Below are 21,392 nucleotides of genomic sequence, written 5' to 3' on the forward strand. Positions count from 1 at the left end.
GAATTCTGCGGGGCATGCGATACGTCTAGGAGGGGCTATTTTGAAAAGAAATATGTACACCCGAATAACGATCGTGCTATTTATTATCGGTTTGATGATAGCGGTACAATACAATACCATACAAAAACCAGCTGAGCGAGATACACGAGATATTTGGGCAATAAGAGAGGAATTAGCACAAGAAAAACAAAGACATTCCGCATTACTGGCAGAAATTCGCTCACTTCATGAAGTAGTGGATCGCTATGAGCAATCTGAGAAAGTAAATCAGCAAGCAGCTTTAAATGAAACATTAAATCGTTTAAAGCTACAGGCAGGATTAACAGAAGTTATGGGTGCAGGCGTCATACTACATGTTGAACCTGCACCAGAATTAATTGAAATGGGGTATGAAATTAAAGAAATTTCACCCGATTTATTAACTCAGTTATTAAATACACTTTTTAAAAATGATGCTACGAGTGTTTCCATCGATGGCAACCGTGTTGTACAAACAACAGCCATTCGGGATATAAATGGTAAGACAACAGTGAATAGTATACCATTGTCTTCCCCTACTTTCGAGATTCATGTTGGGACAAGCAATTATAAAGCAGCACAAAAATTGTATAATTCACTACAAGCCTCAACATTTGTAGACTCATTTTATTTAGATAATTTTAATTTAGTGATTGAAGAGCCAACTGAGCAGTTACAAATTCCAGCATTTGATCAGCCATTGACAAATGATTATTTAGCAGAGGTAAAAAAAGGAGATTAATATATGTGGCTACCATTTTTAGGTTTGCTATTTGGACTTGCCCTTGGCTTGTTAACAAATATACAAATCCCCTCTATGTATGAAAATTATCTGTCAATAGCTGTTTTAGCAGCTTTAGATACATTATTTGGTGGTATTCGCGCGCAATTACAGCAAGTTTACGACGATAAAGTATTTGTATCAGGATTCTTTTTTAATATAGTTCTAGCAGCGGGTTTAGCCTTTATAGGCGTGAACTTAGGGATTGATTTGTATTTAGCAGCCATTTTCGCTTTTGGAGTACGTTTGTTCCAAAATATAGCAATAATTAGGCGTATATTACTAACCCGCTTAGATGAAAAACGTCACAAGAGAAAAAGAACTTCCATAGAATGAGAGAAAAATTGACCAAAATACTCGATTTGCTTAGACATTATGCCAAATTTACAATAGAATGAAAATAAGAGCATTTTTCAAGGAGGTGCAGCGAATTGAATCAGCAAGATTTATACATTTCACTTGATATTGGGTCCTCCTCTATCAAGGTATTAATAGGTGAAATGAGTGACGGGCAATTACATGTAATTGGCGTCGGAAATGTAAAATCGAATGGCGTTCGAAAAGGTGCAATTGTTGATATTGATGCAACAGTACAATCTATTCGAAAAGCAGTAGAACAAGCCGAACGAATGACAGGTTATCAAATTCATGAAGTCGTTTTAGGCGTTCCAGCTAACCAGACGATGTTACAGCTAGTTAAAGGTGTTGTCGCTGTGAATAGTGAAAATAGAGAAATTACAGATGATGATTTAGACAGAGTGGTAGAATCTGCACAAGTCATGTCGATACCTCCTGAACGTGAATTAGTTAACATCATTCCAAGACAGTTTATTGTAGACAACCTTGATGAAATTAAAGATCCTCGTGGTATGATTGGCATCCGCCTTGAGATGGATGCAACAATGATAACGACTTCCAAAACGCTTCTACACAACGTTCTTCGCTGTGTAGAACGAGCTGGTTTAAGTATACGAGAAATATATTTGCAGCCATTAGCATCAGGCTACTTTGCATTAACTGAAGATGAAAAAAACCAAGGGACTGCCTTTATAGACTTAGGAGGCGGATCTACAACAATCACGGTATTTGAAGAGGGTTTGTTAACGCATACGGGTGTCATACCAGTTGGTGGTGATCATATAACGAAAGATATTTCAATCGTTTTAAAAACACCAACAGAACAAGCAGAGCAGATCAAACACCAATTTGGACATGCCTTTTATGACGATGCATCTGATGATGAAGTCTTTGAAGTGCCTGTTGTAGGTACAGATTCAACTGATCAGTACAGTCAGCGTTATATTTCAGAAATTATTGGCGCTAGATTAGAAGAATTATTGGAGTTAGTGATTGATGAGTTGGCGCGTTTAGGTGTTCGAGATTTACCAGGTGGCGTTGTTTTAACCGGTGGCGTTGCAAAGCTTGAAGGAATAGCCCAATTGGCACGTCAAATTCTACAAACGCGTGTAAGAATCTATACACCCGATTATATTGGCGTTAGAGAGCCTTCATTTGCGACGGCAGTTGGACTTATTCGTTACGCCTATTTAGAAGATGATTTTTACGGTAAGAGTACGAATACGCAACCTGTTGAATATGCAGCTGTAGGGGCTCAACCAGCTATAAATAAAAAGCAAGAGTATTCTACACCTTCAGAACCAAAAGAAAGCGTAATCGGGAAAGCAAAAAAATTATTTGATAAGTTTTTTGATTAACTAGAATGCGTAATGAATGATACAGAGTCGAGTTACCGTGGGAGGAAAAAGAGATGTTAGAATTTGATACAAGTGTTGATGAACTTGCAGTAATAAAGGTCATAGGTGTTGGTGGCGGCGGTAACAACGCGGTCAATCGAATGATAGAACATGGTGTACAAGGCGTTGACTTTATCGCAGTGAACACAGATGCACAGGCATTAAACTTATCCAAAGCGGAAATAAAGCTACAAATTGGTGCTAAATTAACGCGTGGACTAGGTGCAGGTGCAAATCCTGAAGTAGGAAAAAAAGCTGCTGAAGAGAGCAGAGAACAGCTAGAAGAAGTTCTTCGTGGGGCAGATATGGTATTTGTGACAGCCGGTATGGGTGGCGGAACAGGTACTGGTGCAGCCCCAGTTATTGCACAAATTGCACGTGAATTGGGAGCCCTTACAGTAGGGGTTGTCACACGCCCATTTACGTTTGAAGGACGTAAGCGCCAAACACAAGCAATCGGTGGAATTGGTGGCATGAAGGAATCAGTAGATACACTGATTGTGATTCCGAACGATAAGCTTTTACAAATTGTTGATAAATCAACACCAATGTTAGAAGCCTTCAGAGAAGCTGATAATGTTTTACGTCAGGGTGTACAAGGTATTTCGGACTTAATTGCAACACCTGGTCTTATTAACTTAGACTTTGCTGACGTGAAAACAATTATGTCTAACAAAGGTTCAGCATTAATGGGCATTGGTATCGCAACAGGCGAAAATAGAGCTTCTGAAGCTGCGAAGAAAGCAATTTCAAGTCCATTGCTTGAATCGTCAATTGATGGTGCTAAAGGTGTCCTTATGAACATTACAGGTGGTTCAAATCTAAGTTTATTTGAAGTACAAGAAGCGGCAGATATCGTAGCTTCTGCGTCAGATGAAGAAGTAAATATGATTTTCGGTTCTGTTATTAATGAAAATCTTAAAGATGAAATCATTGTTACAGTTATTGCGACTGGCTTCACTGAAGAAGCACTACAGCAACAACGTAATACAGCAAAACCGTCACTCAACATAAACAGACAATCTGCTCCACAACAACAGGCGCCGATTCGTGAACAACGACAAGAAACGCATGTTCAACAAGAGCAGCCACGTCAAAATCAGCAACATTATGCACAGGATGACATGCTTGAAGTACCTGCATTTTTACGTAACCGCAAAAATCGCGGATAAAACAAGCATAAATCTTCTAGAAAGCTCGTATTCTACTTAGGTAGGGTACGAGCTTTTTATATTGCATAACATGTTGTTCAAATGTGTAAGGAAACCATGTATTTTGTCAAAACATTTTCAGGAAATGATGCGATTGTTTGACAATATTTGTGGGAATAACGTGCTAACTTTGTAAGTAGGAGGCGGCTGTTATGTATGGAGAATGGCTGGTGCTCATTAATACGCTTTTTAATCTAGCAATACTCACGTTTACGGCAAGAGTAACAGGGGTCTTGGTGAAGAATTCAAGATTATTAATGAGTTCAATTTGTAGTAGTTTTGTAGCTGTCATTGGCGGTCAAATGCTGTGGACGACGATTCTTAGTTTTATATTGCTAATTGGTATAGCATTTCACTTCAAGATTCGAAGTTTTCAGAAGCAAGGTCCTATTGTATTAACAGCAACAATCGTTATTGGCGGTTTATTAACAGCTCTACAACCTTTTTTGAAAAATCTTTCTGTTACCCATTTTATTATGATTTGCTTTTTACTTGCAGTTTTAAATCTTATTGCATTCTACAAGCAATGGGGTTTTGTAAAGCTAGAACGCTTAAGTGGTCAATTTGTTTTTGATACAACTTTAAAAATTTTTGGGGCAACCATACCACTTTCTGCTTTTGTGGATACAGGTAATCAAGCTATTGAGCCATTATCAGGAAAGCCGGTTCATTTTGTTTCCTATACAGCTTTACGGCCACATTTACCTTCAGCGTTCCGTCAATCATTAATAGAATGGCAAGAAACAGATCCGTACAATGTATCCATGTTTTCAGAAGATTATCAGCGTTATATACGATTTATTCATGTTAATACGGTACAGCAGCAAACCGTAGTGCTTGGTTTTCGTTTTGATGAGTGGCATATAAAGGGGGAGCCCTCACAAGTGAAAACGAATGAATATATCGTTTTAACCAAGAAAGCTAAAAATTTTCCACATAGCACAGCAGCAATTTTACATTTTTCAGCGCTTTCAAATAACTCATAGAGGGGGAGAACTATTGCTTCTTAGGCTACTTGCTAGCTTGAAAAAATTATGGAGTAAGTTTCGGAGTCGTGAAACGTACTATATAGGGGGAAATGATTCATTGCCAGTGCCATTAAGTCGAGAAGAAGAAGTTACAGTCATTGCATCCTTTATGAACGGTGATTTACGTGCTAGAGACACACTAATTGAACGTAATTTACGTCTTGTTGTATATATTGCAAGACGTTTTGATAACACAGGCACGCCAATAGAAGATTTAATCAGCATAGGCTCGATTGGTTTAATTAAGGCGATTGAAACGTTCAATACTGATAAAAATATTAAGCTTGCAACATATGCATCACGTTGCATTGAAAACGAAATTTTAATGCATTTACGAAAAACAAGTCGTATGAAGGGTGAAGTTTCACTAGATGAACCACTAAATTCTGATGCAGATGGAAATGAATTATTACTGTCAGATATTTTAGGAACAGAAGAGCATATTATTCTTGATAATGTTGAGAAGAAAATTGAACGTCAGCATATGTTCCATGCGATTAATTTATTAGGTGCGCGAGAGCGGTATATTATGGAATGTCGTTTTGGTCTCAATGGAAAAGTTGAAATGACTCAAAAAGAAGTGGCAGATCATTTAGGCATATCGCAATCATATATTTCCCGATTAGAAAAGAAAATTATTCAAGATTTACGTGAAAATTTAAATCAACCAATTTCGTAGAAAGGGAAATTTAACCTGCCTAAAATTGGTCGCAGCTTTTGTGCATATTCTTGTTTCTCTCGGACAAACTGATGTCACGGTTTAGTCAGAGAATAACATCCGGAGGAATCGAATATGCGAACAAAAGTAGATCTTTGCGGCTTAGATACATCGACTTTGCCAATTTTAAAGCACGAGGAAATGAAGGAACTCTTCATCCGTTTACAAGCTGGAGAAACTGAGATTAGAGAAGAGCTTGTCATGTGCAATTTAAGGTTAGTGCTTAGTATTGTCGGTAGATTTGCCTATCGGGGTGAACAGGCAGATGATTTATTTCAAGTGGGCTGTATTGGGCTCATGAAAGCCATTGATCATTTTGATTTAAAGCATAATGTACGATTTTCGACATATGCTGTACCAATGATTATTGGTGAAATTCGTCGCCATCTGCGTGATCATCATGCATTGCGTGTATCGCGCTCTCTAAGAGATATAGCTTATAAGGCAATGCAGGCAAAAGAGCAATGGATAACCGATAATTTGCGTGAACCAACGATTGAAGAAATTGCTGAGATGATTGACATGAAAAAAGAAGATGTTTTATTCGCTTTAGATGCCATTCAAGATCCAGTTTCATTACAGGAGCCCATTTATTCAGACGGTGGAGACGCTGTTTATATGATGGACCAATTACGTGATGATGATGTATCAGAGGATCAATGGGTTGCCTACGTGTCGGTAAAGGAAAGCTTGCAAAAGCTAGATGAACGTCAGCAAATGATCGTTGCAAAACGTTTCTATTATGGCGAAACGCAAACGGAAATCGCGAAGGAATTGGGGATTTCCCAAGCACAAATTTCACGTCTTGAAAAAAATGCTATTGAAACAATGCAAAAAGATTACAAATAAAAAAATGCGCATCGGATTATTCGGTGCGCATTTTATCTTCATTCAATGAACAAGTGATACATAAATATAAAGTAACAGCTAAGTTTGATGATAGAAATGAATGTACAAAAATAAAGAATAGAGGAGGTATGTCATTGCGTTTTTCATTATTACAGCAAAAAGAAGTGATTGAAGCAGGAAATGGGCGATTTATAGGTTTTGTAATAGATGCTGAAGTCTCAAAAGAAACGGGCTATGTGACAGCATTTTTGATTGCAGAGCCTCGTAAATATCTTGGTTTTTTTAAAGGGGAAGAGTCTGTAAGAAAAGTGTATATGAAGGATGTGCTTGTCGTTGGCAAGGATGTTATTTTAGTTAAAGCACTTTCCTAAGACTATGTTAATAAAATTGTGGTGAATGTAAACTGACATAGGTCAGGCTATTCATTGATAAATCAAGCATTGCTTGTTACAATAAAAGAAACTATTGTTGTAAAGTTGGGAAAAACAGTGACAAAAATCTTAACAAATTTAAACAAACTACATGATTTAATAACAGCAGCAGAAAAAAAAGGCAATCGTCAGGGTGATAAAGTCCAAATAATTGCCGTAACGAAAGAAGTTTCTGTTGAAAGAACACAAGAAGCAATTGATGCAGGACTCTCTCATTTAGGAGAAAATAGACCTGAAGGCCTGCAACGTAAAATTGCAGAGATTCACGCTGAAGTACATTGGCATTATATCGGGTCACTTCAAACACGTAAAGTAAAACAAGTCATTAACAGCATTGATTATTTACACTCCTTAGATCGTTTGAGTCTAGCAGAAGAAATTGAAAAAAGAGCAGATCGGCCAGTTAAATGTTTTGTACAAGTAAATGTTTCGGGTGAAGAATCAAAACATGGCTTAAGTATCGAAGAAGTTTTGCCTTTTGTAGAAGCGTTAAAGAGTTTTACAAAGATTCAAGTTGTAGGTTTAATGACCATGGCACCAAATACAGAAGACGAAGCAATCATTCGCTCTGTTTTCAAGCAATTAAAACAATGTCAACAGCAAATAGCCGAGCAAGGATTCGCACATGCACCTTGTACCGAGTTATCAATGGGCATGTCTAATGACTTTGAAATTGCGGTAGAGGAAGGGGCTACTTTTGTTCGAGTCGGAACGGCTCTTGTTGGAAATGAAAGAGGGGAACAGGATGAGCATGAAAAATAAAATTAAAAACTTCTTTTACCTTGAAGAAGAACTAGAAGAAGAAATCACGCAAGCTCCTATTCAGCAGCAACAGCCCATACAACAACAGCAACCGATTCATTCCGTAAAGCCAAAAAAAACGATTAAAGAGCGTAGGGCGCCTATTCAAGAAATTATGCCGCAAAGTTCAGCAACGCCTAACAACATTGTAAGCTTGCAGGCAGCTATGAGCTCTAAGGGAGCAAAAGTTGTTTTAATTGAGCCTAGAGTTTATGCAGAAGCACAAGATATCGCGGAGCATTTAAAAAATAAGCGTGCTGCAATTGTCAATTTACAACGTATTGAACGAGAGCAAGGTAAACGCATTATTGATTTTTTAAGTGGTACAGTCTATGCACTTGCCGGGGATATCCAACGTATCGGTAAAGATATCTTCCTTTGTACGCCAGATAATGTAGAAGTGACTGGTGAAATTACAAACTTTATTTTAGACGATAATTAATAGCGAGGATTGTAGTTTATATGACTTTTTTTATAATACTTGGTTATGTATCATTAGCATTTAGAATCTATTCATTTATGCTAATTGGCTATATTTTAATGTCTTGGGTGCCTGCCGCTCAAAATTCAGCCATTGGACGTATGCTTGAAAAAGTGTGTGAGCCGTATTTAGGGATTTTCAGAAAGTTCATTCCACCACTTGGAATGATTGATATTTCACCAATTGTGGCTATCTTCATGTTGAATTTTATTGAACGAGGGCTTGTTATAGTCATCCAGAAAATATTTCTTATGTTCGTTTAGCAGTAAATCCTCACTCTTAGGTGGGGATTTTTTATTTAGCAATGTTTTTGTACGGAAAGAGCAACGGTGGTTCAAAAAAATAGAGGGTGATAAAGGTTTGTTTAACGGGTGTTCAAATATCCTTGTATAATGAGACTGCCCCAGTGGAAAAAAGAACTTTTCAAGTAAATGTAAAAAAATTATACTCAATGATGCAAAGACGTCATAACTTGGAAATACTATGTTCATCCAGCCCACCAAGCATATAGAACTAGTGAAAGAGGAGACAACGAGATGGAACACTTAATTCAGCATTTTCGAAAAGATGAACAACCGTTTATTGAACAAGTAATAAGTTGGCAGCGTGAGGTAGAGGATCGCTATGCACCTAAGCTAACAGATTTTCTTGATCCCAGACAGCGTTTTATCGTGACATCTATTATCGGACAGGACGACACATTGAAAACGGCATGTGCAGGGTTATTTGACGGGGCAGAGAGACAGCGTATGCTTATTTATCCTGCTTACTATGAAGTTATGGAGGAAGACTTTCAGCTGACAGCATTTACGATTCACTATCCTATGAAATTTGTCCAGCTCCGGCATCCAGATGTGTTAGGGGCCTTGTTATCATTAGGCTTGAATCGTGGTAAATTTGGTGATATACGTGTCAATGAGCAGCAGGTGCAATTTGTAGTAGCACAAGAGGTAGCAGATTATGTTCGTTTGCATTTAACGGGTATTGGTAAAGTCAAGGTACATGTTGAATCTTTAAAGCAAGACGAGCCACTTCTCTTCAATGAGGATGAGTGGTTTGAGGAATCTCATACTGTTTCATCCATGCGTTTAGATGTGATTATCGCTACCATTTTAAATGTGTCACGTCAAAAGGCACAAGCTTTGATTACTGGGAATAAAGTACGTGTCAATTGGACAGAGCGAGATACAGTTGCCTTTGAATTACAAGAAGGGGATATTTTATCGATACGAGGGAGCGGTCGTGTGAAAATTATTATGACAGAAGGCCGTACAAAAAAGGATAAAATCCGTCTGCAAATCGGTCGATTGGCCCAAAAAAGCTGAAAGTGAAGTAAATTTCATTAATTTTTACTGCTAAGTTGTCGGAACAATTGTATAATAGAAATTACGAATGTACATGTAAAGGAGAGAAGGATTGTATGCCATTATCACCTATTGATATACATAATAAGGAGTTTACAAAAGCTTTCAGAGGTTATGCTGAAGATGAAGTAAATGAATTTTTAGACCAAATCATTAAAGACTACGAAATTTTGTTACGTGAAAAAAAAGAGGTTGATAAGCAATTAGAGATGGCCTTAGAACAGGCGAGGCATTTTAGCTCCTTAGAAGAAACTTTGCAGAAGTCCATTGTTGTTGCACAAGAAGCGGCTGATGAAGTGCGAAGAAATTCACAAAAAGAGGCTAAACTCATTGTAAAAGAGGCTGAGAAAAATGCTGATCGAATTGTCAATGATGCTTTAACAAAAGCTCGTAAGGTGACGATTGAAATTGATGAGCTTAAAAAACAATCTAAAGTATTCCGTAATCGTTTCAAGATGCTTGTTGAGGCACAGCTTGATTTGCTTAATGCTGATGACTGGGATCATTTGCTTCAATATGATATTGATTTAACAGAAATTCAAGCATCTGTTGAGGAAGCACAAGAATCTGAAGAGATGTAACTTTTCTTTTTAATGGTTGCACTCGACAAATGAAACTTGACGCCATTGTTTGAATTTCATATACTTTGTAATAGTAATTATTTTGAAAAGATATGCATACAGGCAGAGACGAAGACAGTATTTGTTAGGCGTAGTTAAGCGATTTGGGGACAGTGAGAGCCCAAACATGCAACTAACATTGAACATCACTTCTGAGCTAAATAGCTGAAAAAAGTAGGTTATTTCGTGATGCACGACGTTAACGTGCTTGAAAGAGGTAGTGCAATATTTTTGTGCTACAAGTAGGGTGGTACCGCGAGTAGAAGCTTCTCGTCCCTTAGTGGGATTGAGGGCTTTTTTTATTTGTTCACGAATTGTTTGAGTTGCGTTTGCCAATAACTGTCCTAGAAGTAATTGTCTATATGCTTGGGTAAAATAAAGGAGGAATTTTAATGGTTGAATACAAAGATACGTTATTAATGCCAAAAACAGATTTCCCAATGCGTGGGAATCTACCAGCGAATGAGCCAAAAACGCAAGAAAAATGGAATGACATGGATATTAACAAATTACAGATGGAACGTACTGCCGATCGTCCAGAATATGTTCTACATGATGGTCCTCCCTATGCAAATGGTGATATCCACATCGGCCATGCCTTAAATAAAGTATTGAAGGATATGATTACACGTCATCGTTCAATGACTGGCTACCATGTGAATTATATTCCAGGCTGGGATACGCACGGTCTACCAATTGAACAAGCACTGACAAACAAAGGTGTAAAGCGTAAAGAAATGTCAGTAGCAGCATTCCGCCAACTTTGTGAAGAGTATGCATATGAGCAAATTGATAATCAACGTGCCCAATTCCGTCGTCTAGGCATTCGTGGTGATTGGGAAAACCCTTATATTACATTAAAGCCTGAATTTGAAGCACGTCAAATTGAAGTGTTCGGTAAAATGGCTGAAAAGGGTTACATTTATAAAGGCTTAAAACCAGTTTATTGGTCACCATCTTCTGAGTCTGCTTTAGCAGAAGCTGAAATTGAATATAAGGACATCAAATCACCATCAATCTATGTTAGCTTTGCTATTAAAGATGCGAAAGGCATTGTACCAGCAGATGCTAAATTTATTATTTGGACAACAACACCTTGGACATTACCAGCAAACTTAGGCATTTCTTTAAATCCTGAATTTATGTATGTTGTAGTTGCTGTAGCTAATAAAAAATTCATCATTGCCAAAGAATTATTAACATCAGTAGCGAATGCCCTTGGATGGGAAGACTATGAGGTTGTTCAAGAAGTAAAAGGGGAAGCACTTGATCGTCTTGTAGCGCAGCATCCATTTTATGATCGTGAATCTCTTATTATGGTAGGAGAACACGTAACTGCTGAAGCGGGTACAGGTTGTGTTCATACAGCTCCTGGACACGGGGAAGACGATTATCATATTGGTAAACAATATGGTTTAGGCATTCTTAGCCCTCTTGATAATAGCGGCTGTTATACAGATGAAGCACCTGGTTTTGAAGGCGTGTTTTATAATGATGCCAACAAACTTGTAACAGAAAAACTAAAAGAAGTAGATGCATTAGAAAAACTTGACTTCTTTACGCACTCTTATCCACATGACTGGCGTACGAAAAAACCTGTTATTTATCGTGCGACACCACAATGGTTTGCCTCTGTTGAAGCATTCCGTGGTGAGTTGTTAGAAGCTGTAAAAGCTACAGCATTTACACCAGCTTGGGGAGAAACTCGTCTTTATAATATGATTCGTGATCGTGGAGATTGGGTTATTTCACGTCAACGTGCTTGGGGTGTGCCGATTCCAATTTTCTACGCAGAAAACGGAGAGCCAATTATTACACCTGAAACAATTAGCCATATCTCAGCATTATTCCGTGAGCATGGATCCAATATTTGGTTCCAAAAAACAGCAAAAGAATTATTACCAGAGGGCTTTACACATCCAGGTAGCCCGAACGGCGAATTCACAAAAGAAAATGATATTATGGACGTCTGGTTCGATTCAGGTTCATCCCACCAAGGTGTACTTGTAGAGCGCGGCATGAAATATCCAGCTGATTTATACTTAGAAGGCTCTGACCAGCATCGTGGTTGGTTTAACTCATCTCTTATTACATCTGTTGCTATTAATGGCTATGCACCATATAAAGGACTATTAACACATGGTTTTGTTCTTGATGGTGAAGGACGTAAAATGAGTAAATCATTAGGAAATGTGATCATTCCACAAAAAGTAATGGATCAGTATGGAGCAGATATTCTTCGTCTATGGGTTGCTTCTGTTGACTATACAGCGGATGTACGAATTTCGATGGATATGTTAAAGCAAGTATCAGAGGTGTACCGTAAAATTCGTAATACATTTCGTTTCTTACATGGCAATATCGCTGATTTCGATCCAAAGAAAGATCGTGTTGCCTATGCAGAGCTTCGTGAGATGGATCAATATGTCTATATGCGTTTACAGGATGTCTTACAAACTGTTCGTGCAGCATATGATCGTTATGATTTCGCTGCTGTTTATCACATCGTCAATAATTTTGTCGCAGTCGAGTTATCTTCATTCTATTTAGATATTGCAAAAGATGTTGTCTATATCGAAGGTCACGACAATAAAGATCGTCGAGCGATGCAAACAGTTATTTACGATACATTAATGACATTGGTTAAAATCATGACACCAATCATCCCTCATACAACAGATGAAATGTGGTCTTATCTACATGCCCAAGGTATTGTAGAGGAAGTTTCTGTTCAATTAACGGACTTCCCAGAGGTAGATGTTCAAGAGAATTTTGAAAGCCTACGTACAAAATGGGAAAATATTATTGATGTACGTGACGATATCTTAAAAGCATTAGAGGAAGCTCGTAATGCTAAAACAATAGGTAAATCACTAGAAGCAAAAGTAACAGTATATGCCAAAGAGGATGTTGTAGCCTTATTGAATGATGTGAACATTGACTTTGCACAGCTTTCAATCGTTTCTGCTTTTGAAGTAGCTACTATTGATGAGGCGCCTGCTGAAGCTTTAGCACTTGAACATGTATCCATTGTAGTTGAGAAGGCAACAGGGGAGAAATGTGAGCGTTGCTGGTCAATTTCTGAAACAATTGGTGCAAATGAGGCACATCCTACAGTTTGTGCGCGCTGTGCAGAAGTTGTAGAAAAATATTACGTTTAACAGAAATGAATAATAAGAATCTGCATTTCTATTGTAGATCATACGCAAGTCTCCTTGATGGGGGCTTGCTTTTTTTCATGGAGGTTTTGCAGATTCTTGTTAGATTATTTAAATAAAATTTCTGTCGTATTGCGATAGTCCGTTGGAGAGATTCCTACATATTTTTTAAAGGTTAAACTATAGTAATTAGGTGTATTAAAGCCACAGGTGGAGGAGATCTTTTCTACGGTATAGTCGTACTTCCGTAGAAAGGGTAAGCTCTTGATGAGGCGTGTAAAGGCAACATAGTCAACGAAATTACGACCAGTCTCTTTTTTAAATAGCCTGCTAAAATGTGTGGGACTAAAGCTTATATATTTTGCAACATCACGAACGGTCAATTGCTCATCATAATGTTCTTCAATATAATGAATGGCCTTTTGAAGCTGCACATGCTTTGTTAAATCTTCATAATATCTGATATGAATATTATCTATAGGTGGTTTTCTACGTGCTTTTCGTGCTTGACTATAGGACTCCTTTACGTGCATTGCGTCCTGAAACACTCCTCCAACCCCCATGAAAAGATGGATACAATAGTCCTTTTTAAGTGTCTCGATGACCTCCAATAGACATGATTCGCCTACTGTCCAATGTTTAAAAGAGTTATACTCAGTCGGAATTCTCATGAGAAGTAATAAGTAGCGTTCGAAATGTAAAAAAGATAAGGGTGCTTTATTGGCAAAATGCTGACGAAAAACATTTGTAATGTTACTGCTTGCGTCATGAGGAATAGCATCACTATCGATATAGCCCTGAATTAAGAACACAATATTAGGAATACAATTTGTTGATAAAAATGATGCAGATTGAATGATTTCTTGTTCATTATCAATTTCGCCACGTATAAGACGTTTCAAAAATGCTTCTCTGAACGGAGAGGTATGATGCTGGGACACTTGTTGTGATAGCTCAAGCATTGTGAGTGTACTTGCTTTCTTGTCCTGATAGGATGTGTACAGTTTTTTTACGATTCGTAAAAATTTTGATTTCTGTAATGGTTTTATGAGAAGTGCAGGTAAAACTAATTCAATTGCTATACCAGTCGAGTAGGTGAGGTGTTCTGTAACAATTGGGACAATTATACTATTAGGATAATTTCTTTTTAATCGATTAATCTTCACCCAATCAAATAACCGATTGACCTCATAGACAATAATGACCTCATCTTCTCGCTTAGGCACTTTACACTCCTCCAAAGCATTTGGTAAAACCTCTTTTAACCATTCACTCATTTGCTGTTTATCAAATGAGCTTTCCATATACCATACCACCTTTAAAATGCTACCAGCCTCCTACGAATGAAAAGATAAAAATATTTTAACTTAAAATAGCAATTATTTGTACTAATACAGCAAAATTTTATATCTATATTGTGGTTGAAATAGAATAAAATAATTGTAGTGTATAATAATTTGAAATTTCAGATAATTATTCACTGATATGACAAAGGGGGAGTTAGCTTATGGCGGAAGTAGGCAGTCATGATTATGACTACGTGGAGGCAGGAACAATTGATGTGAAAGATCTACCGCCTCTAGATGCAACAACAAATAAAATTATGAAGGATGAATTTACAACAGGTTTAGGCTTAACGGTATTTTACTTTATTTTGATTTTTAGTATTCCTGTTATGAATTGGTTTGCTCCAGCATTTGCATTCAAGAAAATATGGGGCGGTATGACAGTCACATGGTTTGTGACAACGATTGTCATGATGGCTATGGCTTTTATTATTGCGTATGTGCATACGGCCATGTATGAGAAGCGTTTAAAAAAATACGATATAGCAAATAAGTAGGTGAAACAAAGGGGGAAGTGTTGAATGATGGAAGCTCTTTTAGAACCAAAGATGTTAATGACCGTTGCGTTAATGGGAACGATTGTCTACATTACGTATTTAACCAAGAGAAATGCAACAGCTTCGGATTTCTTTGTAGGTGGCCGAAGCTTTGGATGGTTTACAAATGGTTCTGCCATTGGCGGAGATTATTTAAGTGCAGCAACATTTCTTGGAATAGCTGGTTTAACATTTCAACTAGGTTATGATGGTGCTTATTATGCTTTTTGTTTCTCTATTGGATTAACATTATTAGCTATTTTCGTAGCGGGCCCTTTAAGAAGATTTGGTGCATTTACGGTTGCTGATTTTTTAGGTTATCGTTTTCATAGTAGCAGGGCTCGACTCGTAGCGGTTGCAGTCGTTTTAGCCATCTCAGGCTTTTATGCGGCTCCTCAATTACTAGGTGCTGCTCAAATATTAAGTATGTTTTTTGGTACTTCCTATGAATTTGGCATTATCTTTACATGTGTTGTCATGGTTTTTTATGTAGGGATAGGTGGAATGAAAGGTACGACAATCAACCAAGCTTTGGAGCTGTGGATTCGCCTTGGCGCATTTATTGTGATGTTAATTGCTGCAGTTTATGGTGGTTTGCATTACGATAAAATTTTAGCTGCCATCCATTCATTCAGTGGCCCTATTACAGGAACTTCTCCGTATGCCTTAGATGGTAATGATGTGAATTTTGATGGTGCCGCTTGGACAGGCACAGGCTTTTATTTCCCAACATTTTGGCAAACTATTAGTATGACCATTGGTTTAGCCTTAGGGACAATTGGGCTTCCCCATATATTATTACGCTTTTATACAAACCCAAGTGCTAAAGCAGCGCGTAAATCTGCGCTCATGGCTATTGGCATTGCTAGTACGTTTTTCTTATTAGCTGTTTATTTAGGTGTTGTAGGCCGATCTATTTTCATTTCGGGAACAGCTAGTGAGGAGGTAATGCGTGATTTAGTATTAGGTGGGAATAACATGGTCATTCCGACGACAGCCCTTGCGCTAGGTGGTAAATGGTTACTTGGTTTAGTAATTGCAGGTGCATTTGCAGCTATTTTCTCTAATCTTTCAGGGCTATTTATTACAAGCTCTGGCGCATTAGCCCATGATTTATATGCCAATATTATGAAAAAGGATATAACACAAAAACAACGTGTTGTAGCTGGTAAAGTGGCCATTGTATTATTAGGGATTTTATATGGAGCACTTGGTTTACTTGTCAAGGATGCATCCATCGGTCATTTAGTGGCGCTCGCCTTTACGGTTGCAGCAAGTACATTCACGCCAATCTTTATTCTCGGTATTTGGTGGAGGGGCATGACAGAGAAGGGTGCCATTGCAGGATTGCTCATTGGTCTTGGCGTGTCAATGTGGATGATCTTTTTACCAGGAACATTACCAAGTTTCTTGCAGTTTAAAATACCAGGTATTGTGACAGTACCGGTTGGCTTCTTATCTGTTATTATCGTGTCACTACTAGATCGTAAAGTTCCGGCTGATGTCAATGATTTCATGAAGCGAGTGCATTCGAAAGAATCTGAAACCGTTTAACTCAACAAGTCAGAGCTATTTCTATTGCTTAAAAAGTAAATAGAAATAGCTTTTTTATATTCTTGAAGGAGATTGGGCATCCGCCATCTTTTGATGTGATATTAGTTATTGTGATGGGTGCTGTTATGGTAGAATAGGTAAGATGTTGAGTGAACGGAGGAATGACTGTGTATAAATATTATGGATTGGCTGCTTTTGTCGTTTTATTAGATCAATGGACAAAATGGCTAATTGTGAAAAATATGGAGTATGCTGAACGCATTGCTGTGTGGGACCCATGGTTTGGCATTTTATCTCATCGTAATAGAGGTGCAGCATGGGGGATGCTAGAAGGGCAAATGTGGTTATTTAGTATCGTGACAGTTGCTGTCATTTGTGCCATTCTCTACTTTTATCATAAAGAGGCAAAAGGAAAGCCCGTTTTTCAAGTGGGTTTAATGCTATTACTTGGTGGCGCATTAGGAAACTTTATCGATCGTCTTTTTAGAGGAGAAGTGGTCGATTTTGTTGATGTTTTAATTCCAATTATTAATTATGACTTCCCTATTTTTAATGTGGCAGATGCTGCATTAACTATAGCTGTCGTTGTACTAATGATTGGTTTGATTATGGAAGATAAAAAAGAAAAGAAACAGGTGAAACAATGACGCAAGTAACATATACAATCGAAGAACAGCAGCAAGGAGAGCGCATTGATAAAGCACTTTCAAGCTTACAATCAGAGTGGTCACGTACACAAATTGGGAACTGGGTTAATGATGGGATTATCAAAGTGAATGGCGATGCTGTAAAAGCAAAATATAAAGTAAAAGCTGGTGATGTCATCTTGATTGATGTACCAGAAGTAGAAATTCTAGATGTAATAGCCGAAAAATTAGATTTGGATATTGTTTATGAGGATGCAGATGTCCTTGTTGTCAATAAACCAAAGGGGATGGTCGTTCATCCAGCACCAGGCCATATGTCCGGTACACTGGTAAATGGTTTAATGTATCAATGTAAGGATTTATCCGGTATTAATGGTGTGATGCGACCTGGTATTGTCCATCGTATTGATAAAGATACGTCAGGTCTATTAATGGTGGCTAAAAATGATACAGCCCATGAATCGTTAGTGAATCAGTTAGTGAATAAAACGGTGACACGTAAATATATTGCCCTTGTACACGGTCATATCGCACATGATAAGGGGACAATTGATGCACCGATTGGTCGCGATCAAAAGGATCGTCAAAAACAGGCAGTCGTTGATAACGGTAAACATGCGGTGACACACTTCCAAGTTGTGGAGCGTTTTGGTGATTATACACTAGTAGAATGTCGTTTAGAAACGGGACGTACACACCAAATTCGTGTGCATATGAATTATATCGGCTTCCCACTAGTGGGAGATCCAAAATATGGTCCGAAAAAGACAATAGACTTTGGTGGACAAGTTTTGCATGCTGCAACTTTAGGATTTGATCATCCTTCTTCTGGTGAATATTTGGAGTTTGAAACACCACTTCCAGTTGATTATGAGCAATTATTAAATGATTTACGAAATAGGCATTGACGAATAAGAAAAGAAAGTCTATACTAACCACAGTGAATGAACAACATAACTAAATATTCACCTTTAATAGCAGTCCAGAGAGGCTGAGAAGGGACATGTGATAGTGTTGCAAAAATTTGTGCTGCAAATTTTTCGACATGCTTTTTTCGACACGTATACAACCCCTCTCAGGCTATTCGCCTCGAGAGGTTTTTTTATGGACACATGGCTGACACTAGAGTAGAGAGAGGAGGAACGGATATGGCACAAAATGAATTATTAGATGGCCCATCAATGACAAGGGCACTCACACGTATTGCCCATGAAATTATTGAACGCAACAAAGGAATCGATGAATGTATTTTAGTTGGCATTAAAACAAGAGGTGCCTTTCTAGCCAAACGTTTGGCACAACGAATTGAAAAAATTGAAGGTAAACCTATTCGTACAGGGGAAATTGATATTACGCTATACAGAGATGATTTAACAACCAAACATGAAAACGAACAAGCACATGTAGAACAAGTTGATATTGAGTATGTAGTGAAAAATCAAAAGATCATTTTAGTAGACGATGTACTTTATACAGGACGAACAGTACGTGCAGCACTGGATGCTGTAATGGATTTGGGGAGACCTGCTCAAATTCAACTAGCCGTGCTAGTGGATAGAGGGCATCGAGAGTTGCCAATTAGAGCAGACTATGTAGGGAAGAATGTTCCGACTTCTGGCTCTGAGCGCATCATTGTCAACTTACAAGAAGTAGATGGAGAAGATTGCGTCATTATTTATAAAGAAGACGAATAATAAAGTGAGGAAACAATATGTCAAATGCAGTTTTAGATATTAAGGATAAACCAACTCCACTTCAGCTTGTGACATTAAGTTTCCAGCATATGTTTGCGATGTTTGGATCAACAATTTTAGTGCCACAGTTAGTAGGACTTAGTCCAGCGATTGCTCTTTTAACAAGCGGGATTGCTACATTATTCTTCCTATTAATTACGAAATTTCAAGTACCAGCCTATCTAGGGTCATCCTTCGCCTTTATAGCACCAATCATACTTGCGGCAGGCGGTTTAAATGATGATGGCTCGAGTGTCCACCCAGGCAATGCCATGATCGGTGCGATGGCTGTCGGGATTACGTATGGAATTGTATCCTTAATCATTTGGAAAAGTGGTTATAAGTGGATTATGAAAATTTTGCCGCCAATCGTGGTAGGTCCAGTTATTATGGTAATTGGACTTGGACTATCTGGTACAGCTGTGAATATGGCCATGAACGTCAATGGAGAGTATAGCTTTTTACACTTCTCAGCTGCTTTAGTTACGGTCTTTACAGCGATTATCTTTACGATTTTCTTTAAAGGAATTTTAAGCACTATGCCAATTTTGATGGGCTTAATCGTAGGGTATATTTACTCCATGATCGTAGACATCGTAGATTATACACCAATTGCCCAAGCAAAATTCTTCGCAATGCCTGATTTCTTAATACCAGGTGTGCATTATGAGTTTGAAATAACAACAAAAATTCTACTTATCATGGTACCAATCGTGATTGTAACAATTTCGGAACATATTGGTCACCAGCTAGTATTAGGAAAAGTAGTAGATCGAGATTATATTAAAGAGCCAGGGTTGCACCGTTCCCTATTAGGAGACGGACTTGGAACATTTGTGAGTGCTATAATCGGGGGGCCTCCGAAAACAACTTACGGTGAAAATATTGGTGTACTAGCTATTACTCGAGTGTACAGTATTTACGTTATTGCAGGTGCAGCAGTGGTTGCCATCTTACTATCATTCTTCGGGAAAGCAATGGCAGTGATTGCAACGATTCCAACCGCAGTACTTGGGGGAGTGTCCATCTTACTCTTCGGAATTATCGCAGCAAGTGGCCTACGTATGCTAGTAGATAATCATATTGATTTTGGTAATAGCCGTAACCTAGTTATTGCTTCAGTCATATTAGTCATTGGTATTGGCGGTGCCAAGTTTGTTATCTCTGAATCATTAAGTGTTGAAGGGATGGCACTAGCCGCGATTATCGGTGTGCTATTGAATGCGATTCTACCAGGTAAGAAAGAAGCAGATATACCCGTACAATACAATCAAAATAAAGATTCATAGTAGTACCTTTTAATGAATTGTCCAGAGAGGCAAAAAAAGGGAAGTTGTGGACAGGCTGAAGTAGGATGTATGTCTTGCTGTAGTTTGTCACGCCTCCTTATGCCTCGTTGATGACATCAACGGGGCTTTTACGTTATATACAGAGAACGTCATACATAGACGTTCACGATTCACAACCTAATGGAGGTCACATGATGAAGAACTTATTATCGATGGAACATTTAACAACAGAAGAGATTAACCAAATCCTAGATCTTGCGCAAGCATTTGAAAATGGTGAAACATCATCGTTATCTCGCCCATACAAAGTGGCCAATCTTTTCTTTGAACCAAGTACTCGTACAAAAACAAGCTTTGAAATGGCAGAATACAAAATTGGCTGTCATGTTATCCCTTTCGATGCAGGGTTTTCGAGTGTTACGAAAGGGGAAACGATGTACGATACTGTCAAAACGTTAGAAATGATTGGTTTAGATGCTGTCATCATTCGAGCTTCAGAAGATGAGTATTACAATGAGCTGCTGGATGGTATTAATGTAGCGATTATTAATGCAGGGGACGGTGCTGGGCAACATCCTTCACAATCCTTATTGGATCTTTATACCATCAAAAAAGAGTTTGGCTGTTTCGAAGGGTTGAATGTCACAATTGCAGGAGATATCTCTCATAGTCGAGTAGCCAAATCAAATGCAACAGCATTACAAAATTTAGGGGCAAATGTTCATTTCCTTTGCCCAGAAGAATGGTCTGGCGGTTTTGAAGCGCATCATTCATGGGATAATCTGATCGAAATAAGTGATGTCATTATGTTACTACGTGTGCAACATGAACGTCATAAAGTAAATAAAAGCTTCTCAAAGGAAGGTTACCATCAAGAGTTTGGTTTAACAATTGAACGAGAAAAGCAAATGAAAGAATCCGCCATTATTATGCATCCAGCACCCGTAAATCGTGATGTTGAAATTGCTTCTGAGTTAGTAGAGTGTGATCGCTCTCGAATTTTTGAACAGGTGCGGAACGGTGTTTACACACGGATGGCTATTATGGAAACCATTTTAAAGGGGAGAGAATAA

General features: G+C 38.1%; 22 protein-coding genes and 1 other annotated feature. Of the genes, 21 read left to right on the forward strand and 1 reads right to left on the reverse strand.

What is annotated here, in order from left to right; genetic code table 11:
* The first annotated feature begins 40 nt into the window (after positions 1-40).
* The 14 genes from MHI04_RS04540 (at position 41) to ileS (ending at position 13,217) form a co-directional block, all read left to right on the forward strand.
* Positions 41-760, forward strand: coding sequence for a DUF881 domain-containing protein (locus tag MHI04_RS04540; RefSeq protein ID WP_058843468.1), 720 nt, complete (start codon positions 41-43; stop codon positions 758-760).
* 3 nt (positions 761-763) lie between these two features.
* The gene (locus MHI04_RS04545) at positions 764-1,135 is read left to right on the forward strand and encodes a small basic family protein (RefSeq protein WP_036125237.1); all 372 of its coding nucleotides are present in this window, start codon (positions 764-766) and stop codon (positions 1,133-1,135) included.
* Positions 1,136-1,230: 95 nt separating this feature from the next.
* The gene (gene ftsA, locus MHI04_RS04550) at positions 1,231-2,514 is read left to right on the forward strand and encodes a cell division protein FtsA (protein WP_036125235.1); all 1,284 of its coding nucleotides are present in this window, start codon (positions 1,231-1,233) and stop codon (positions 2,512-2,514) included.
* A gap of 53 nt (positions 2,515-2,567) precedes the next feature.
* A complete protein-coding gene (ftsZ, locus tag MHI04_RS04555) occupies positions 2,568-3,725 on the forward strand; it encodes a cell division protein FtsZ (protein ID WP_058843469.1) in 1,158 nt (385 codons plus the stop codon).
* Positions 3,726-3,916: 191 nt separating this feature from the next.
* Positions 3,917-4,750 carry a sigma-E processing peptidase SpoIIGA gene (locus tag MHI04_RS04560; RefSeq protein ID WP_036125177.1) on the forward strand — a complete coding sequence of 278 codons (834 nt, stop codon included), beginning with the start codon at positions 3,917-3,919 and terminating at the stop codon, positions 4,748-4,750.
* Positions 4,751-4,763: 13 nt separating this feature from the next.
* Positions 4,764-5,471: an RNA polymerase sporulation sigma factor SigE gene (sigE, locus tag MHI04_RS04565; protein WP_009373518.1), complete on the forward strand. Its 708-nt coding sequence runs from the start codon at positions 4,764-4,766 to the stop codon at positions 5,469-5,471.
* Positions 5,472-5,585: 114 nt separating this feature from the next.
* Positions 5,586-6,359 (forward strand): RNA polymerase sporulation sigma factor SigG, encoded by a 774-nt coding sequence (sigG, locus tag MHI04_RS04570; RefSeq protein WP_004227313.1) that lies wholly within the window; start codon positions 5,586-5,588, stop codon positions 6,357-6,359.
* A 128-nt stretch (positions 6,360-6,487) separates the two neighbouring features.
* Positions 6,488-6,730 carry a YlmC/YmxH family sporulation protein gene (locus MHI04_RS04575; protein ID WP_230593885.1) on the forward strand — a complete coding sequence of 81 codons (243 nt, stop codon included), beginning with the start codon at positions 6,488-6,490 and terminating at the stop codon, positions 6,728-6,730.
* A 117-nt stretch (positions 6,731-6,847) separates the two neighbouring features.
* Positions 6,848-7,552, forward strand: coding sequence for a YggS family pyridoxal phosphate-dependent enzyme (locus MHI04_RS04580; protein WP_305791377.1), 705 nt, complete (start codon positions 6,848-6,850; stop codon positions 7,550-7,552).
* Positions 7,536-8,033 (forward strand): cell division protein SepF, encoded by a 498-nt coding sequence (locus MHI04_RS04585; protein ID WP_036125175.1) that lies wholly within the window; start codon positions 7,536-7,538, stop codon positions 8,031-8,033. The genes MHI04_RS04580 and MHI04_RS04585 overlap by 17 nt, the downstream gene beginning before the upstream one ends.
* A gap of 20 nt (positions 8,034-8,053) precedes the next feature.
* On the forward strand, positions 8,054-8,335 hold the full coding sequence (locus tag MHI04_RS04590; RefSeq protein ID WP_058843470.1) for a YggT family protein: 282 nt from the start codon (positions 8,054-8,056) through the stop codon (positions 8,333-8,335).
* Positions 8,336-8,608: 273 nt separating this feature from the next.
* Complete coding sequence (locus MHI04_RS04595) at positions 8,609-9,397, forward strand: RNA-binding protein (RefSeq protein WP_036125174.1); 789 nt, start codon at positions 8,609-8,611, stop codon at positions 9,395-9,397.
* Positions 9,398-9,492: 95 nt separating this feature from the next.
* Positions 9,493-10,017, forward strand: coding sequence for a DivIVA domain-containing protein (locus tag MHI04_RS04600; RefSeq protein WP_036125171.1), 525 nt, complete (start codon positions 9,493-9,495; stop codon positions 10,015-10,017).
* A 96-nt stretch (positions 10,018-10,113) separates the two neighbouring features.
* Positions 10,114-10,337 (forward strand) — a binding site (T-box leader).
* Positions 10,338-10,448: 111 nt separating this feature from the next.
* Positions 10,449-13,217: an isoleucine--tRNA ligase gene (gene ileS / locus MHI04_RS04605; protein WP_036125168.1), complete on the forward strand. Its 2,769-nt coding sequence runs from the start codon at positions 10,449-10,451 to the stop codon at positions 13,215-13,217.
* A 104-nt stretch (positions 13,218-13,321) separates the two neighbouring features.
* On the opposite strand, the gene MHI04_RS04610 is transcribed toward ileS, so the two are convergent.
* On the reverse strand, positions 13,322-14,518 hold the full coding sequence (locus MHI04_RS04610) for an AraC family transcriptional regulator (protein WP_036125166.1): 1,197 nt from the start codon (positions 14,516-14,518) through the stop codon (positions 13,322-13,324).
* A 203-nt stretch (positions 14,519-14,721) separates the two neighbouring features.
* Here MHI04_RS04610 and MHI04_RS04615 point away from each other — a divergent pair, with 203 nt between their 5' ends.
* The 7 genes from MHI04_RS04615 to MHI04_RS04645 all read left to right on the forward strand — a co-directional run bounded on the left by MHI04_RS04615 (position 14,722) and on the right by MHI04_RS04645 (position 21,392).
* Positions 14,722-15,057, forward strand: coding sequence for a hypothetical protein (locus MHI04_RS04615; protein WP_036125161.1), 336 nt, complete (start codon positions 14,722-14,724; stop codon positions 15,055-15,057).
* 24 nt (positions 15,058-15,081) lie between these two features.
* Entirely contained in the window at positions 15,082-16,650 is a 1,569-nt protein-coding gene (locus tag MHI04_RS04620; RefSeq protein WP_036125158.1) for a cation acetate symporter, read from the forward strand.
* A gap of 167 nt (positions 16,651-16,817) precedes the next feature.
* Positions 16,818-17,297: a signal peptidase II gene (gene lspA, locus MHI04_RS04625; protein WP_036125155.1), complete on the forward strand. Its 480-nt coding sequence runs from the start codon at positions 16,818-16,820 to the stop codon at positions 17,295-17,297.
* Positions 17,294-18,205: an RluA family pseudouridine synthase gene (locus MHI04_RS04630; RefSeq protein WP_036125153.1), complete on the forward strand. Its 912-nt coding sequence runs from the start codon at positions 17,294-17,296 to the stop codon at positions 18,203-18,205. Before lspA ends, MHI04_RS04630 begins: the two co-directional genes overlap by 4 nt.
* 240 nt (positions 18,206-18,445) lie before the next feature.
* Positions 18,446-18,991, forward strand: coding sequence for a bifunctional pyr operon transcriptional regulator/uracil phosphoribosyltransferase PyrR (gene pyrR, locus MHI04_RS04635; RefSeq protein ID WP_089931954.1), 546 nt, complete (start codon positions 18,446-18,448; stop codon positions 18,989-18,991).
* 17 nt (positions 18,992-19,008) lie between these two features.
* Complete coding sequence (locus MHI04_RS04640) at positions 19,009-20,319, forward strand: solute carrier family 23 protein (protein WP_058843474.1); 1,311 nt, start codon at positions 19,009-19,011, stop codon at positions 20,317-20,319.
* A gap of 194 nt (positions 20,320-20,513) precedes the next feature.
* Positions 20,514-21,392 (forward strand): aspartate carbamoyltransferase catalytic subunit, encoded by an 879-nt coding sequence (locus MHI04_RS04645; protein ID WP_058843475.1) that lies wholly within the window; start codon positions 20,514-20,516, stop codon positions 21,390-21,392.

The sequence above is a fragment of the Lysinibacillus sp. FSL K6-1151 genome, assembly GCF_038630755.1.
GTDB lineage: Bacteria > Bacillota > Bacilli > Bacillales_A > Planococcaceae > Lysinibacillus > Lysinibacillus fusiformis_D.